We start from the raw sequence: 17,526 nt of genomic DNA on the forward strand, positions 1-17,526 counted from the left end.
AATAACGAGACTGTTATATTTACAGTAATGCACAAGCCGTTCTAACTGGCTGCGCTGGGAATATCCTTTTACAGCCTGCTCATCGGTACTTACTCGTATGTACAGATAAACCACAGGCATAAGCAGGTAGATTTTACGGGGAAATCATTATTATTTAAAACGTAAAATTTAGGAAATTATTAGATGTGTAAAATGCTAAATATAAACTACCTGTACTTACAAGTTTATCAGTAAATTGTATTTTGAAAAATAAAAATCTGCCCGCCAGCATTAAAATAATCTTATATTTTAATGTGTGATTCTTGAAAAACTGCTAAATATATTACGCAACATTGCTTCGTACAATACAGGAAAGATCCTGGCAGTGGGTGCAATTATACCTCAGATTTTGTCTTAAATACAGCCCTCTAAACCATTTAGTCGGTTTAGAGGGCTAAAACAACCTCTTTTAAGCACCTGGGCTTATGCTTATGTGGCTTAAGCTCCGGATGCTTTTCCTTATTGGGTGGATTGACACGCGGTCTTCTATCGGGAGTACCGTCCTCTTTTTAGGTTTCGGTCCCGGTTTAATGGCTTGAATTTCCATAGCAAACTGTTTTAGATTATTAAATAATTTGTTTGTACTCATCACAAATATTCTTAATAACTTTCATTCCTTATTACGGAAAACCATAATTCGAGAATTTAAAAATAGACCTAAAAAAAACAGTAAATCATCTTCTTTTTTAGAGGGCTGTGCAAAATATTAGAGATGATCTCCTTAAATTAACACGACAGATTGAAGATAAACTCACGATAAAATATTTTCATTTTTTTATTTTAAGCTTTTTTACCAAAACATTCAAATTTAGTTCTCTCATATATAAACGCACTGTTTTAGAAGATATCCGATGCCCGGATCTTTGAAGTTCTGCAGCTATGCGCTTGTATCCATAACGTTTTTGAGAAGATATAAATATTGATGCAATTTCTTTCTTAATCATCATTTTCCATTGCTGCCTTTCAGAGACATATCCGCTTTTCCATTTTTTATAGTTTCCTAAATGTACGCCAAGAATTTTACACAGCATATAACTAGAATAGTTTTGCTCTTTTTCTGCTATATATTTATATTTAAAAAGGAGTCCTTTATGAAGAATATCTTCCGCACCTTTAATAATTTCAAATTCAGCGTCTAATTTTTTAATTTTTATTTCAAGATCATATATTTTTTTTTCCTGAGCGGTTAATTTTGTTTTTCCCAGAGAGAAATTTTCTTCCCTGTTTATAATATAATTTTTCCTCCAGTGTAGCAACGTAACGTTTGTTATGCCATATTCAAGAACAAGGTCTTCGATCTTTCTTTTTTCAAAACTTAGCTTGACAAGTTTTAGTTTAAAATCACGATGGTACTCTTTTTTATTTGTTTTCATAAATATTAGTAAGAATATTGTTTTTCTGCACTATATACCTGAATTGAACTCTTCAATTGTTTTATATTTAAGTGCGGTATGTCTCCTTTTTTTATTGTACCAGTTTTCTATGTACTCAAATATCTCTACTCTCATCTCCTTCGGGGTTAGTAATGTTTTCTGTACGTATATTAATTCTCTTTTTAATGAATTAAAAAAACTCTCGGAAACAGCGTTATCTATGCTGCTTCCCTTTCCGCTCATGCTCTGTATGCATTTATATTCTTTAAGTGTACTGGTGAATAATTTGTTGGCATATTGTGATCCCCGATCAGAGTGAAATAATAACCCTTCTCTTATCTTGCGGTTATGAACTGCCATATTCCATGCAGGAAGGATCGTTGCAGTAGTTGAAAGTACTGAACTAAGATTCCAGCCGACTATTTTTCGGTCATAAAGATCTATTATAACAGTAAGGTATAGAAAACGTTTTTCGATCTGCAGATAGGTAATGTCGGAGACCCAAACCTTTGAAGGTTTGTCGGTAGTAAACTGCCTGTTGAGTATATTTGGAGAGATATATAGTTTGTGTTTGGACTCTGTGGTCACTTTGTATTTCCTTTTGACTTTGCGCTTAAGACCAAGCTGTTTCATGAAAAATGTAACCTGGTCTTCTGATATTTTTACTCCCCTTCTGCAAAGTTCTCTTGCAATTAAAACGCAACCGCAATATTGTTTGAATTCATAAAATACAGCTGTTATAGCTTCCTTTAACAGGCACACCTTTATTTCTCTTTCTGAAAGAGGATGCTGTATTCTTAAATTATACATTGATGTAGAAACACCTAAGACCTGGCACATTATCCCAATCGGATATTTCTTTTTATTTTGATCGATAAAATTGTAGATTGCCTGTTTGCCAAGGGGCTTTATTTTTAAGCCCACTTTCAGTATCTCTAATCTTAGTTGCGATTCTGCTAGTTTCTTTTCTAATTCATAAATCTTTGCATCTTCGTAATAGACTCTTTTTTTACCTTCGCCAGGAAAGCTGCCCTCTTTATACTTTTGATAGATTCCCCTCCATTTAGAAAGCAATTTGGGCTTAATATCAAGTTCTTTAGCAGTGTCTGTAACGTTTTTTCTTTCATAACTCAACAGTACTGCTTTCTTTTTAAATTCGGGTGTGTGAACTCTTCTTATGTCTTCCATAATTATGATCTTATTATTCTTAATTTAAACATATTAGCTAAAAATATTAAATATAAGATCAAGCAACTTTTATTTGAAGGGCGCTTTCCGTACTAGTCTAATGAAAGAGATTATTTTGTGCCACAAAACCTAAGTCGCATGTAGCAATCCATAGAGCCAAAGAAAGACAATCCTGACTTAAAGTATAACAATCTTTTCAAACCCTTCATAATATTTGTAGAATTGCATGTTAGTTTAAGGCTATGAATTAACTGAGTTTATATAATTTTTGCATCAATCCCCAACAGGACATCTAAACCAAATTTACATAGACAATGGAAGACAGACACTACATATAGTACGCCAATTTCTTCAAATCTTCCATAAAATGATTTGGAATTTGTCTCGCCGAGTTCACTCAGCCAGATGGCGCCAATTGAAGACAATTGGCGCCATTTTTTATTTAAGCTCAATAAATACGCTATCTTTGAATCATTTATGCATTTATTTTTATTCTTTAAAATAATAGTAAATTGCATCAGCGTATATATTTATATAAAAAATTGCGCAAATAGTTGATTTACCCTTCGATAACTTAACAGGATTCGAACATCAAAAAATATAGTAGAAATTAAGTATTCGTTAAATAGAAAATTAGCAAAATATTCAACATACGAATTTTAGACTCAAAGCTTTATTAATCAAAAAAAATGCCATGTGGGTAACTAAAGATACCATCGTCTTCGTACTCAACTATTGTAAACTTGTTCATAAAAATCTAAAAAAGAGAATGTTCTTGATTGTTGACAGAGGATTGGAATGATGAAATTTTCAGTCACGTAATATGCAGGAGAGATTTAATTAAAGTTACGCGATGAAACCCTCATTGAAATTCGACATCTTTACGCTGTCAAATGAGCAAGGTTTCATATTAGTCCTTGGTAATACTTCCTGTAGATTTCCTCTGCAGCCGGCGTGATATAATGCATAAAATCTTGATACTGCTGTTCGCTTCGAATGACTAGCTCATGTACGGTTATAATTTCATTAAGCCGCCTGTTTGCCAGTATAACAAATTCATCTATTTCAATCAGATGCTTATAAGTAGCCTGTTCTTTTTCAAAACCAGTTAGTCTGTCGAGTTTTATTCTCTTTTCATTGATTAGGTTTTCAAGTTCTTGGGTATATTCTTTTTTTATCAGCTCTTCTTTCATGAATGTAATTTTTTAAAACTTCACATTTATATCATTACTGTCTGTGCTTATTTTTGGATTTTCCTTTTTGAGAAGCTCCGACAGCAGGTGGTTAATTTCAGATTCCTGCATACTATAATCCAGTTCCTGCTCTGTATTAAAATGGAATACCAGAAGCGAGGCTTGTTCAGCATTTTTATTATCCACAGCGGCCGCAGCACCTATATAGTTGAGTTCTAGCTGGCCAATGTGAAGCAGATCCGTAACAAAATGGAGATCTGTTTTCTCGGGAAGTATTAACTGCCCTGTTTTGAATATAATGGTGTGTTTATACATTATTTCTTATTTAAATTTCAGTATTCTTCTGAATACTCTCTTACTAATTTAAGACAATTAATCCATTAAAAATCTCCCAGTCTTAATTCTTTAATTCAAACTGTGGAAATTTGTGACGTACTAGGAGAACTGATTCTATTTGGATCTGTTGGCGCTTTACTATTATCATCTTACTTAAATAAAAACGGGCATTCAAAGGCAGGTTCTATATTGGAAAGTTTAGCCGTCCCTATTATTGGTATTGGACTTGCTAAATATAAGGGCGTTATAAAATCTCAAATCGAAATCGCGGCAGGGATGAACAAGAACCAGTCGTATCTCAGTCCTAAACATACTAACTACATTGATGAAGCAGCCAATCTGGTTATTGAAAGTATTGCAAGCTTATAAAAAAACAAATTATCCCTTAATACTCGAGAAAAAAAAATGAGCAAGTTAATTTCGCAAAATATCTTTTACTATTCGCAGAGAAGCTGCTTCACAAAAATCCAGACCGGAATAATCCGGATTTAAACCACCAATATAAGGCACGGCCATGATGTATACATTTTTATTATAAGCGCCGTATTGGTCTATAATTTGAAAATTATCATTTATGGCTATTCCTGATACTTTAAGAAAAAAGTCTCCGTATTCATCTTGATCCACCTTATCTGGATCTGCTGTAAATGCGGCATGACCTGCCTCAGATGATTTAAATTTTAAACGAGCTGGACTAATAGCTTTCTGCTCCAGCAGAGTATTGAACGGAAAATCTTCATAGGATAAATGCGGCTGTCCGACACAATCTATAAATGTTTTATAAAATACTGAACGATCATTACTGCCACTATCTTTAAAATTGTAAAATACTCCTCCTCCATTCTGCGGTTCAACTGTGCTGTCATCTCCGACAGAAACCAGATCTAATATTCCAGCTTGATGAAGAGCCAATAATTCTTCGCATGATTTTTGGGGAACAAATGCAATTACTATGGAAATAAGAGGCATCAGCACTTTTTGAAGCCGCAGCATATCTTCTGCCGAAAAATATTTGGCAGGATGATTCATTGCAAAACTCAAAACAGCCAGCATTTCTTTCCAATAAATAGATTCCTGCCTTTTAATTGATTTCTCAGCCTGCACATATTCGGCTTTTAGAAGCTGAAAAGGATCAAGACGTTCCCGCAGTTCCATCATATCAGCTACAAAATCTTCAATTGAAAAATCCTTGATCCGCTGATAAAATTCAGGATCTTTTGCGCGGAATATATCTTTGAAATCCTTTTCAAAAATAAAATCAAGCGATAAAAAACCATTATTACCTTTTCTGTGCTGCTCTATTTCTTCCTTAGTTAACAAAGAGTCATTCGAAAGATGTGAATCTTCTAAATGAAAACGAACCGCAGGAAGCATACCACTTCTGGAGTGCATCATTATTCTAAAATCAGCACTTTCAGGATTTAATTTGAAATAAAGAGCATCGTCAGATCCTTTTTCAAATGAACCGTTATTTCTTGCCAGAGTTCTTATGGCATCAATAGCAGTTAAAGAAGAACCTTTTATTGCAATAGGATGATTAAAATGCTTTGCCAGTTTTACAGGTGGATATGGAGCATCATAATAGCCTGCAACTTTACCTTCATACCGGATTGGCCACTTGTGTCCAGTGCAGATAACAGCGTAGTCAAATTCATAAATACTTTCATTACTAGTTTCAACTTTTACCACTTCATTTTTTACGTCATAATTCACGTCAGTAACTATACTTTCAAAATGTACGGTAGTGCTAATCCCAGCTTCCATTCCAGCTTTGCATAAAATGTCGAACTGTGCAGAAAGATAGCTCCCAAATAGCAGTCTCGGCACGACTTTGTATTCGTTAAATTGATCTGGTTTAATATTAAATCTTTTCAGTAAGTCCGCTGGTGCGTTATAGATCCACTCCGACATGGTAGATACAATGTGCGGTACTTCATTATCGGATACATTAGTGATATGCTCCATACTGGAACCTTCGGTACTGTAAGGCATCCCTGAACCAAGCTCTTTTTTTCGCTCAAAAATTGTAATCTCAAAATCATTAGAGCCAGATTCTACCAATCGCTTATAAATAAAAAGCCCGCTCGGACCTCCTCCCAAAATTGCTATGCGTTTTTTAGTATTTTTAATATCCATTTCATTTTTGATTATATGTTTACTCTTAGAAATTCTGAAACATCCCAAACTATTACCGAATAGAATGTTGTGAGAATGATAACTGCTATTAATTACAAATATCAATAACGATTTGTCTTGTAGCTTATATGATTCAAATAGTAAATTATATAATTAAGGTTATGACTGCAATAAAATGACAAACATCATAGAGTTAGATTCTTATTTCTGAGAGCTTTTTAACATTAAACCCTGAAGATAATACAAACCGTTGCGAAATGAATATTAATATAATTATCTTATAATTAACTTCATGGGAATTATGAAACTCGTTTTTGTAATTATACAAAATTAAACCAGTAAACTGCTCTATTTTTACTGCTAATGAAATTGAATTATTTTATTATTAACTTTTACTTTCTTATAGTAATGCCTTAATCGCCTGATAAATTAGTCCAGAGTGTGTATTACAGCAAACTATAACAGCAGTTAGATTAAATACAATAAAGTAAAGAGATTTAAAGTCTACTTTAGTTGATAAAATAGACTTTAAATTAAAAGGATTATACCTCTAGGGTCTTGTGCCAGTAATTGAATCTTTACTTTGCGGAGTCGAATTTCCTTTCGGCTTTACCGTTTTCCCTTTTTTTTGCTCAGAACGCTGTTTGTAAACTGTGTCGCCTTTTCTTGTATTAGAACTTTTTTGAGTAGTTGTATGTTTACTTTTCTTGGCTTGAATAGTATCAGTACTCTGTTTTTTCTTAGCAGGAGTTTCCTGCGCTGATGCAAATCCAAAAAAGAAGATCATACAAAAGCTGATAATTAAATTTCTCATCATTTTTTATTTTAATTAATAATTTGATTTTCAAAACAATACATTTTGTTTCATTGCAAATTTTACTATTTTGTTTATCTGTTATTTACACTAACAAACATTTAAATTATAGGATTACCATAAACCCTCATAAAAAATGAATACAAATGAATCAATACTAAAAACAGCTTTAAATTATCAATTTCCCGTCGTAGCAATTGGAACTGCTGCAAAAGAAATTGATTTATTAAAAAATATAATTTCTGATTTTCCAGCAGATACAGGAATGGCTTATATTATTTTTGAAGATTTGTCTTCCTCACAATCCAGTAATCTTGCAGAAATACTTTTGTTAAATTCAAAAATGCCCGTGATTGAAATTGTTCACGACATAAATATAAAGCCCAACAATATTTATATTGTTCCTGAAAATAATCTTTTGGTCTTAGAAAACGGATTACTGCAGCTAAAACCCACCATTAGAAGCAGTAAAGTAAATAATTGTCTGGATACGTTTTTTGAGTCTATCGGTCATGCCTATCAAAGTTATTCTGTAGGTTTAATGCTTACTTGGACACCTTCTGATGGATCTACAGGACTTAAAAAACTTAAAGAAGCAGGCGGTTCGACAATTGCTGTGCTTACCAAAGGAGGTTTTACACAAAATGCAGTTACATCAGAATACATCGATTATTTTGTATCTGCGGCTGATGTTGGTGAAAAGTTACTTCAAATCCACGAAAGTAAATTAGTTACTCATTCTTACGAGGACAAAGAAAACACTGCAGATGAACAGGAATTATTTGAAGAAATTATTTCGATATTACTGCAAAAAACAGGTACCGATTTTCAGCATTATAAACATACAACCCTGCGAAGAAGAATTGCCAAAAGAATGGTGGTAACCAAACAAGAAACCACTGAAAAATATTTGAGTTTATTGAAAACCAATAGTAATGAACAGGATTTTTTATTTAATGATATACTCATACCTGTAACTTACTTTTTTAGAGATCAGCAGGCTTTTGATAATTTATGCGAAAATACATTTCCTTCGCTGATTGAAAACTTAACAATTCCTGTACTTAGAATCTGGTCTTCGGGATGTTCTACCGGCGAAGAAGCCTATTCAATCGCTATCTGCATTCACGATTATTTGGAGAAAATAAACAGACTAGAAGTAAAAGTGCAGATCATTGCCTCCGATTTATCTGAAAAATGCATTTCTAAAGCGCGTGCAGGAATTTATACACAGCAAGACGTAAAAAATATCAGCGAAAACAGATTAGAAAAATACTTTACAAAAAGAAACAACAGTTTTCATGTCAATAAAGTAATTCGGGATATGTGCGTTTTTGCGGTTCATGATTTAACAAAAGATGCTCCTTTTGCAAAAATTGATTTTATTTCCTGCCGAAATGTACTGATTTACTTCGATAACGATTTGCAAAATCAGGTTTTAGCAACATTTCATTACGCACTTCGCGATAAAGGAATTTTATTTCTGGGTAAATCAGAATGGGCGCATCACGTTCCGCACCTATTTACTGCGATTGATAAAACCGATAAAATATATACCCGTAAAACAGTTTTGCAACTTGACCGTAATCAAGTCTTCCGTTCTGATTTCATTACAAATCCCTTTACAAAAGAGATTCAGGAAAATTTTCCTAACGAAAAAGACTACAGAAAAATTGCTTCAGATATTCTACTAGAACAATTTTCTCCTGCTGCAGTAATAATTAATGAAGAGCTTGAAATTGTCCATTTTCATGGCGATACAAGCCCGTTCTTGCAGCCCGCATCAGGAAAACCGAGTTTTAACATTCTCAATATGGTACGAAATGAGGTCGAATTTGAACTCCGAAATTATATTCTAAAAGCCCGAAATGAGAAAAAGAATTTTTCAGGAGAATTTACCGAAGTCAAAAAACAGCCTTTTTTAACTTCATTTGAAGTAATTTATCTTCCAAACCACACTGAACTGCTGCTGATTATATTCTGCAAAAGGACTAATGATAGGAAGAATGAACAAATTGGAAATTTAAATCCAGAACATACGTCACAGATCGAAAAAGAATTGACACAGCTTAGAGGCGATTTTAAAAAAGTAACCGAAGAACAGCAGATTTATTTTGAAGAACTCCAGACTTCCAACGAAGAACTATTGAGCAGCACCGAGGAATTACAAATCATGAATTATCAGCTTGAAAGCTCGACTATTGAACTTCAATCTAATAATCAGGAATTATCTTGTATTAATGATGAATTGAAAGACCGCAGAGAAGAACTCGCCACTATGCGCAACTTTTATGAATCGATTGTAAAAACGATTAGAGAACCTTTAATCATTATTGATAAAAATTTTACTATCAAAAGTGCCAATCCTTCTTTTTATGCCTATTTCAAAACTACAGAAGAACAAATCGAAGGTTTATCTATTTTGGAGATTGGAAATTCGCACTGGAATATTCCTGCCTTTAAAGAATCTGTATTAAAAAAAACAAGTCAAAAGGATTTGGTAGAAAATTTCAAAATACAATTTGATTTTGATGGTATTGGAAAAAAAACAATATTGATCAACGCCTCTCCGATCGTCAATTCAAATCCAGACGGAATGATTTTATTAGCGCTTGAAGATATTACGGATTTAGAACAAAGCCATGAATCTTTAAAAATGAAAAATTCTGAACTTAAAGCCTATAATAAACAATTAGAATCGTTTACTGCCGCAGCAAGCGAAAGTTTACTGGAACCGATTCGTAAAATGTATATGTTTGGCAAAAAAGTACTGGACGGCGAAAAAGCGTTAACCGAAAACGGCAGACATAATTTAAGTCGCTTATTAAGTTCGGCTGTAAATATGAATAAGCTTATTGAAGATGTAATTGATTATTCTAAAATAAATTTTGTGCAGAAAGAATTCAAAAAAACAGACTTAAATCTGCTTCTAAAAAAAACAATTAATGATATAAAGACTGTAAAAAGCGAACAGAAAGCTGTAATCAACATAACAACTTTACCAACTCTACGCATTATTCCTTTACAATTGCAACAGCTTTTTACTCATTTGATATCTAACTCTATCAAATACGCCAAACAAACCACTGTGCCAGAAATTACAATTGGAGTCGAAAATGTTTCTGCCGAAGAAATAATTGATTTTGGGGCAAATCCTGGAATCAATTACATAAAACTTTTTGTTAGTGATAACGGAATTGGTTTTAGCAAAAATTTTGAAACACTCATTTTTGATCCATTTTACAAACTTCAAAATGATAATCAATATGGAAGTGGACTTGGATTAACGCTTGTTCAGAAAATTGTTTATAATCATAAAGGATTTATCAAAATTTCAAGCGAGCCCAACAAAGGAACTATTGTATATATTTATCTTCCCTCGTAAAAAAAATCAAAGTTCAAAATATCAAATCTCCAGAAATGGAGATTTTTTGTTTGAGTCATTTTGTGGTAATTGTAGAATATTGAAAAGTAATCTTATAAAAAACGCATCCTTTCAAAATTTAAATTTGGATTACTTAATAAATTACGGTCTACAACTACTTATAAATCTGAAAGATAAGACTGTAATTATTTTTAAGTTTTAACTAATTTAAGAAACACCATGAAAAATTTTCAAGACGAAAAACAACGAGATTTATCCATCAATACCTCCGATGGAACAAACAAATTTTTAACAACAGATCAGGGCGTTCGAATTAATGATGATAACAATTCACTTAAAGCCGGTGATCGCGGTCCCTCTTTATTGGAAGATTTTATTTTAAGGGAAAAAATCACACATTTTGATCACGAAAGAATTCCAGAAAGAATTGTTCACGCACGTGGTTCTGGCGCACACGGTTTCTTTGAAGTTACGAACCCAATTCCAGAATTAACAAAAGCAGGATTTTTGCAGGAAAAAGGATTAATTACACCTGTATTTACAAGGTTTTCTACCGTTGCAGGATCAAGAGGTTCTACAGACCTCGCTAGAGATGCCAGAGGATTTGCCGTAAAATTTTATACGCAGGAAGGAATTTACGATTTAGTGGCTAATAACATTCCTGTATTTTTTATTCAAGACGCTTCAAAATTTCCAGATCTTGTTCATGCCGTAAAACCAGAACCGCATAACGAAATGCCTCAGGCAGCATCGGCGCATGATACCTTTTGGGATTTTATTTCATTAATGCCAGAGTCTATGCACATGATAATGTGGGTAATGTCTGATCGTGCAATTCCGAGAAGTTATAGAATGATGGAAGGTTTTGGCGTTCATACTTTTAGACTGGTAAATGCTCAGGAAGAATCAGTATTTGTAAAATTTCACTTTAAACCCAAATTAGGAACACATGCCGTTGCTTGGGATGAAGCACAGAAAATTTCAGGAAAAAATCCTGATTTTCACAGACAAGATTTATGGGAAGCTATTGAATCAGGAAATTTTCCAGAATGGGAATTAGGCATTCAAATAATTCCAGCTGAAGACGAACATAAATATGATTTTGATCTTTTGGACCCAACGAAAATTGTTCCCGAAGAATTAGTTCCTGTAACCATTGTGGGAAGAATGGTTTTGAACAAAAACCCTGAAAATTTCTTTGCAGAGACAGAACAAATTGCTTTTCATCCAGGTCATGTGGTTCCAGGAATTGATTTTTCTAATGATCCGCTTTTACAAGGAAGATTATTCTCTTATACCGATACACAATTATCGAGATTAGGAAGTCCGAATTTTCATGAAATTCCAATTAATAGAAGCGTTGCCCCTGTTCACAACAATCAGCGCGACGGACATATGCGTCAGGAAATCAATAAAGGTCGCGTAAGTTATTCTCCAAACTCTCTAGGCGGTGGATGCCCTTATCAGGCAAAAATTGCCGAAGGCGGATTTGCAAGTTTCAATGAGCGAGTAGATTCTCATAAAGTAAGAGCTAGAAGCGAGAGTTTTAACGATCATTTCGGGCAGGCAAAACTATTTTTTAACAGCCAGACACCCGAAGAAAAAAGTCATATCGTAAAAGCATTACGATTTGAACTCGGGAAAGTAGAAACCACCGCTATTAGAGTTAGAATGCTCGGCTTATTATCTCAGGTGGATACCGAACTTGCCCAAAAAGTAGCACAAGGTCTTGGTGCAACTGTACCATCCACTTTAGAAACTCCTATTAATAAAGGCGTATCACCAGAAACGGAAGAAGCAGGAACTCAGGAACCACAAACTGTTCCGTCTTCGGTAGAATCTTCTCAAGCTCTAAGTATGGTGAATAATCCAACCAATTCGCCAACTATCGAATCTAGAAAAGTGGCGATTCTAGTTTCTGACGGTGTTTCTGAAGCTTCGGTGATGAACATCAAAAATGCATTGAAAAAAGCGGGCGCCAAAGGCTGTGTTATTGCACCACATTTAGGTACTGTCGCGACAGATACTGAAGGAGCGATTTCGGCTGAATTTAGTTTCCTGACCGCTTCATCTGTATTGTTTGATGCTGTCTATATTCCTCACGGCTTAGGATTGAATGCTTTGGCAGAAAATGATGATGCACTTGAATATTTAAACGATGCTTATAAACATTGTAAAGTGATCGGTGCCGACGGTGAAGCCTCTGAAATAATAAGCGGAGCGCCATTTGCTGGAAAAATTACAAATGACGATGAAGGCGTTATTGTAACCAGCGAAATTGCCAGCGAATCATTTGCTCAGGAATTTATTACTGCAATGACCAAACACCGTTTTTGGCAGCGCGAACCAAACTTATACAATTAATTTCAAAAAAATAAAAAATGAAAAATTCAGAAAAACAAGGTCAGACTAACGCTGCACAACCAAAAGAGAGTCAGTCTAAAGATATAAAAAACAATTCAAAAAATATTGTAGCACCGGCACCAGATGCTGCTACAGATTTGAAAGGTTTATTTATTGACAGTTTAAAAGATATTTACTGGGCAGAAAATGCGTTGGTGGGGGCTTTACCAAAAATGGCTGATAATGCTTCAGCTGCGGGACTTTCGGGAGCTATTTTAGAACATCTTTCTATAACTAAAAACCAAGTAGCAAGACTTGAAAAAGTTTTTGATTTATTAGGAGAAAAAGCAGAAGGCAAAAAATGCGAAGCTATGGCAGGATTATTAAAAGAAGGAGACAGTATTCTTTTAGAAACAACTCCTGGAGCTGTTAGAGATGCCGGAATTATAGCAGCTTCTCAAAAAATCGAACATTATGAAATTGCTACTTACGGAACTTTGGTTGCTTTTGCAAAAGCAATTGGCGAAAATGATGCTGCAAAATTATTAACACAGACTCTTGCGGAGGAGAAAGAAGCTGATTGTCTGCTAAATGACGTTGCACTCAATTTAGTAAACATTGTTGCAGCAGAATAAAAAACATACTATTTCTTATTTATTATTTTTTACCTGAAAACACCTGTATAAATACAGGTGTTTTTTTTATTTAAAAAAGTAATCAGCTGTTAATTATGCAATTAGAAGTACCATTATATGTAAAATAATGAATTGTAGTCCCTGTACATTTGGCTTATTAACAAATTAAAAAATATATCATGGCAACTTCAAACACTAAAAAAAGCACTGATAGTGCTAAGGCATCAGATAAACAAACTGATAAAAAAGAAACTGCTTCAAAAGGCGGTTCAAAATCTGCTTCGGATTCGAAAAAGGAATCAGGTTCAACTAAAAAATAACATTTAAAAATTGTATTATGAATTTAGAAGAAAAAGAAAATTACAATCTGGAAGATCAGAATTTTCAAAATAACGAACGATATCTAGATCCAGATATTGATACACCACCAGATCATACTATATCAGATAATGCTGAACCAGATTATGGCAACGATTTGGAGAGTCAGGAATTTGGGAAAGAAAATTTCGACAATGAAAATCTTGGTAATGAACAAACAGACTCGGACGAGTTTAGTAAGGATGATTCAGAAACTGATGAGCTAGACGACGAATTTGATAATGAAGACCTTGGAGAGGAAGAATTAGATAATGAAGATCTAGGAAATTTAGATGATGAAGAAGGTATAATACCTGATCGTAATCTTTAAATAAAGTAAAATAAAACCCGTCTGTAAATAGACGGGTTTGTATTATAAGTTTTATTTCTGCTTCTTTTCTTTTCCTACTATTGATTTCTGTGTTTTCTTTTCAGTCCAAAACTCTACTATCGAATTTAAAGCATTTTTAAATTTTTCCTCGCTGTAAGGATTTACAAAATAACTTTGAGTTGATATAGAATATTTGTCAATAATAAAACAATTTGGAAATAAAAGCGAAAAGAACAGACAAGGACAATCGAATTTTTCACAGATATTTTTTTGATTGTGTACAGCTTCCTGCGTTTTATCTTCATTAAATTGGAGAACGTTAGCAAACAACAAAAATGGCGTTACAAACTGCGAAATTATATCGTGCTCGGCATCATCTAAAGTATCAAAATAAAGAATTTTATTAGTTACTCCTACTTCCAAAAAAATCTTCGCAAATAAGCTCTTCTAAATTTTCTTCTATAATTACTATTGGTCCTTTATTATCCACGATGATTATTGTTTGGATTATTTTTGGAGAATCTTATGAATATCATGAGAATAAATTTTTCAATTTACATAATTTCAAGGTGAATGTTTTATAATTACCATATTGAAGAAAAATTAGATATAAAATTTTATTTAAATGAAAAAAAAGAATCTTATAATATTCCAAATCAGTTACAATTACAGATTAAGACATGGGAATTATGTATATCAAGAATGCAATTATATAAAAAGACATATAGCACTAAATTATCTTTGTTTTTGCAAGCCATGAGTTAATATAAAAAACTTTAAAAATTCAAGACATGGAAAATTCAAAATTAGATAATGGCAAAAGTTACTGCCGTATTTCAAATACGATAATTTACTCAGATGATAATAATGACTTAGTATGTGTTAAAATGTACAAAGGAGACTGGGGTGATTGGGATGAAAAACCTGAAATGACAGAATCGAATTCAAAGGATTGTGAAGAGCGTATACTTAAAAATTCGAGTCATATGTAATTGAAACTTAAATTTTTTGAAAATAAACATATAGTTTTCTCTCATAATGTAAATAAACCGTTTTTGAATAAAAATTAAAAATAACGATCTAGCAAATTAACTCTAAATATCTCATTTTTTTTTAATCTAACAGTAAAATTTGTATTGTATAAGTTACACAACAAATGGCGTCAATTGAATTCAATTGGCGTCATTTGTTTGATTAAATTTTGAGTTCGATACTTAACATTATTAGACACCAATAATAGAATAGATACAAAAGTTCTACATTCTTAAATTGTTTTCAACTCCTGTTCAAAAGCTATTAATGCAATCTCACTAAAAAAATGGTTTATCAACTCATCATCAGTTAAATCTTTCTCATTTTTTGAGTTATTTTTAATTAATTTCATCCCAAATATTTCTTTTATATATTCTGGTAGTATATTCAGAATATTTTCATGCACTATTACTTTCTCAGTAAAAAACAATCTAGCAATTCTTTGTTTCATTAATACATCTGACAGTTCATAAACTTCTGCTAAACGACAGAATATATTATCCTCTGCATTCTTTAAATAAATCCCTGCCCCTGCTTTTAAAGCCAGCTCGCGTAATTCCGAAGCATATTTTTTCAAATGAGCTTTACAGTTTTCCTTGATCAGAAAATAATCATCATAATCAATTTTTCCTTCTGAAAAAAGCTTATGTGCATTTAAGCTTCTGTCAATTGATTTGTCCATTGCTTTTCCAATCTCATGCTTTTTAATTTGATAGTCCTGCTGTCTTCCCTTATCAATCTTTTTCATTAAATCATTGGCTCTTTTAGAGAAAGAGACATCAATCTTGATATCTTTAAGAAACAGCTGGAAACCTGCATTAATATAGTCAGCTCTGATTCTATATTTACATTTTCCGGTACAATGATAGTAATAGTATTTCCTGCTCCTTCCCTGTGAAGAACTTCCTGTTAGTGTTTTGCCACAATCAGGACACAGAAGAATTCCTCTTAATAAATAGTTTTCATTAAGAACTCTTTTCTTTTTAACCAGTCTTGAGTTCTTTATATTTCCTAATACTTTTTGGACTCGTTCAAAAAGCTCTACAGATACAATTCCTCTATGCAGTCCGTCAATAATCCTGCTTTTTTCATTTCCCATTTCAGGAATTTTAATCTGACCGCAATAAATAGGATTTCTAACTAACATGTAAAAGGCACTTCTACTGCATTTTAAGCCTTTAGCCATAGCCTCTTTATATATTTCTGACAGCGTAACTCTTTTTGCTTTAATTATTTCTTCAAATACTTCCCTAATTATAAAAGCTTCAGGGGCATAAGCAGCAATATACTTTTTCCCATCTGCTGTTATTTTATTCCTATATCCTAAAGGAGCCTTATTAATCCAGCGGCCTTCCAGCCTCGCTTTCTGAAGACCTAGACTTACGTTCCGGCTTTTTTTATCATTTTCAACTTCAGATGTCGCCAGATATACGGCAAGTATGATTTTGCTTTCGGGTATAGAAAAATCAATCGGCTGATCAATGGCTTGGAGCGATACTCCTAATTTTTGAAGTTTCTCAAATATTATGTAAGCATCTGTGATATTACGGCTAAATCTGTCCCAGCATATAAAAAGAATAGTCGCAGGAGAATTTTTAAGATATTTGATCTTAGTAATTAATTTATTCCAAGCTGGACGGTTAAATGTTTTAGCCGAACAATCCTCAAGAATTGTTTCAGTAATAACGAGACTGTTATATTTACAGTAATGCACAAGCCGTTCTAACTGGCTGCGCTGGGAATATCCTTTTACAGCCTGCTCATCGGTACTTACTCGTATGTACAGATAAACCACAGGCATAAGCAGGTAGATTTTACGGGGAAATCATTATTATTTAAAACGTAAAATTTAGGAAATTATTAGATGTGTAAAATGCTAAATATAAACTACCTGTACTTACAAGTTTATCAGTAAATTGTATTTTGAAAAATAAAAATCTGCCCGCCAGCATTAAAATAATCTTATATTTTAATGTGTGATTCTTGAAAAACTGCTAAATATATTACGCAACATTGCTTCGTACAATACAGGAAAGATCCTGGCAGTGGGTGCAATTATACCTCAGATTTTGTCTTAAATACAGCCCTCTAAACCATTTAGTCGGTTTAGAGGGCTAAAACAACCTCTTTTAAGCACCTGGGCTTATGCTTATGTGGCTTAAGCTCCGGATGCTTTTCCTTATTGGGTGGATTGACACGCGGTCTTCTATCGGGAGTACCGTCCTCTTTTTAGGTTTCGGTCCCGGTTTAATGGCTTGAATTTCCATAGCAAACTGTTTTAGATTATTAAATAATTTGTTTGTACTCATCACAAATATTCTTAATAACTTTCATTCCTTATTACGGAAAACCATAATTCGAGAA

At 33.2% G+C, this 17,526-nt stretch carries 15 protein-coding genes; 7 read left to right on the forward strand and 8 right to left on the reverse strand.

Features of this window, described 5'->3' with window-relative positions:
- Positions 1–806: 806 nt before the first annotated feature.
- The 4 genes from GSY47_RS11935 to GSY47_RS11950 all read right to left on the reverse strand — a co-directional run bounded on the left by GSY47_RS11935 (position 807) and on the right by GSY47_RS11950 (position 4,108).
- Positions 807–1,412 (reverse strand): IS3 family transposase, encoded by a 606-nt coding sequence (locus GSY47_RS11935; protein ID WP_219071373.1) that lies wholly within the window; start codon positions 1,410–1,412, stop codon positions 807–809.
- 30 nt (positions 1,413–1,442) lie between these two features.
- Positions 1,443–2,600 (reverse strand): IS3 family transposase, encoded by a 1,158-nt coding sequence (locus GSY47_RS11940; RefSeq protein WP_219071374.1) that lies wholly within the window; start codon positions 2,598–2,600, stop codon positions 1,443–1,445.
- A 905-nt stretch (positions 2,601–3,505) separates the two neighbouring features.
- On the reverse strand, positions 3,506–3,793 hold the full coding sequence (locus GSY47_RS11945; RefSeq protein ID WP_219071375.1) for a hypothetical protein: 288 nt from the start codon (positions 3,791–3,793) through the stop codon (positions 3,506–3,508).
- Positions 3,794–3,805: 12 nt separating this feature from the next.
- Positions 3,806–4,108, reverse strand: coding sequence for a hypothetical protein (locus GSY47_RS11950; RefSeq protein WP_219071376.1), 303 nt, complete (start codon positions 4,106–4,108; stop codon positions 3,806–3,808).
- A gap of 102 nt (positions 4,109–4,210) precedes the next feature.
- On the opposite strand from GSY47_RS11950, the gene GSY47_RS11955 reads away from it, so the two are divergent.
- Positions 4,211–4,498, forward strand: coding sequence for a hypothetical protein (locus GSY47_RS11955; protein ID WP_219071377.1), 288 nt, complete (start codon positions 4,211–4,213; stop codon positions 4,496–4,498).
- Positions 4,499–4,543: 45 nt separating this feature from the next.
- On the opposite strand, the gene GSY47_RS11960 is transcribed toward GSY47_RS11955, so the two are convergent.
- The gene (locus tag GSY47_RS11960; RefSeq protein WP_219071378.1) at positions 4,544–6,265 is read right to left on the reverse strand and encodes an FAD/NAD(P)-binding protein; all 1,722 of its coding nucleotides are present in this window, start codon (positions 6,263–6,265) and stop codon (positions 4,544–4,546) included.
- A 550-nt stretch (positions 6,266–6,815) separates the two neighbouring features.
- Positions 6,816–7,079, reverse strand: coding sequence for a hypothetical protein (locus GSY47_RS11965; protein ID WP_219071379.1), 264 nt, complete (start codon positions 7,077–7,079; stop codon positions 6,816–6,818).
- Between the two features lie 136 nt (positions 7,080–7,215).
- On the opposite strand from GSY47_RS11965, the gene GSY47_RS11970 reads away from it, so the two are divergent.
- The 5 genes from GSY47_RS11970 to GSY47_RS11990 all read left to right on the forward strand — a co-directional run bounded on the left by GSY47_RS11970 (position 7,216) and on the right by GSY47_RS11990 (position 14,130).
- A complete protein-coding gene (locus GSY47_RS11970; RefSeq protein ID WP_219071380.1) occupies positions 7,216–10,464 on the forward strand; it encodes a CheR family methyltransferase in 3,249 nt (1,082 codons plus the stop codon).
- A gap of 219 nt (positions 10,465–10,683) precedes the next feature.
- Complete coding sequence (locus GSY47_RS11975; protein ID WP_219071381.1) at positions 10,684–12,828, forward strand: catalase; 2,145 nt, start codon at positions 10,684–10,686, stop codon at positions 12,826–12,828.
- 17 nt (positions 12,829–12,845) lie between these two features.
- Positions 12,846–13,442 carry a YciE/YciF ferroxidase family protein gene (locus GSY47_RS11980; protein ID WP_219071382.1) on the forward strand — a complete coding sequence of 199 codons (597 nt, stop codon included), beginning with the start codon at positions 12,846–12,848 and terminating at the stop codon, positions 13,440–13,442.
- 179 nt (positions 13,443–13,621) lie between these two features.
- Positions 13,622–13,762 (forward strand): hypothetical protein, encoded by a 141-nt coding sequence (locus GSY47_RS11985; protein ID WP_219071383.1) that lies wholly within the window; start codon positions 13,622–13,624, stop codon positions 13,760–13,762.
- A gap of 17 nt (positions 13,763–13,779) precedes the next feature.
- Positions 13,780–14,130, forward strand: coding sequence for a hypothetical protein (locus GSY47_RS11990; RefSeq protein WP_219071384.1), 351 nt, complete (start codon positions 13,780–13,782; stop codon positions 14,128–14,130).
- A 51-nt stretch (positions 14,131–14,181) separates the two neighbouring features.
- Here GSY47_RS11990 and GSY47_RS11995 read toward each other — a convergent pair whose 3' ends face one another.
- Positions 14,182–14,553, reverse strand: coding sequence for a hypothetical protein (locus tag GSY47_RS11995; RefSeq protein ID WP_219071385.1), 372 nt, complete (start codon positions 14,551–14,553; stop codon positions 14,182–14,184).
- A gap of 368 nt (positions 14,554–14,921) precedes the next feature.
- Between GSY47_RS11995 and GSY47_RS12000 the strand changes: the two genes are divergently transcribed.
- Positions 14,922–15,122: a hypothetical protein gene (locus tag GSY47_RS12000; RefSeq protein ID WP_219071386.1), complete on the forward strand. Its 201-nt coding sequence runs from the start codon at positions 14,922–14,924 to the stop codon at positions 15,120–15,122.
- Between the two features lie 272 nt (positions 15,123–15,394).
- Here GSY47_RS12000 and GSY47_RS12005 read toward each other — a convergent pair whose 3' ends face one another.
- Positions 15,395–16,963: a recombinase family protein gene (locus GSY47_RS12005; protein ID WP_219071387.1), complete on the reverse strand. Its 1,569-nt coding sequence runs from the start codon at positions 16,961–16,963 to the stop codon at positions 15,395–15,397.
- Positions 16,964–17,526 lie beyond the last annotated feature (563 nt).

The organism is Flavobacterium quisquiliarum, assembly GCF_019308285.1.
In the GTDB taxonomy this organism is placed as follows: domain Bacteria; phylum Bacteroidota; class Bacteroidia; order Flavobacteriales; family Flavobacteriaceae; genus Flavobacterium; species Flavobacterium quisquiliarum.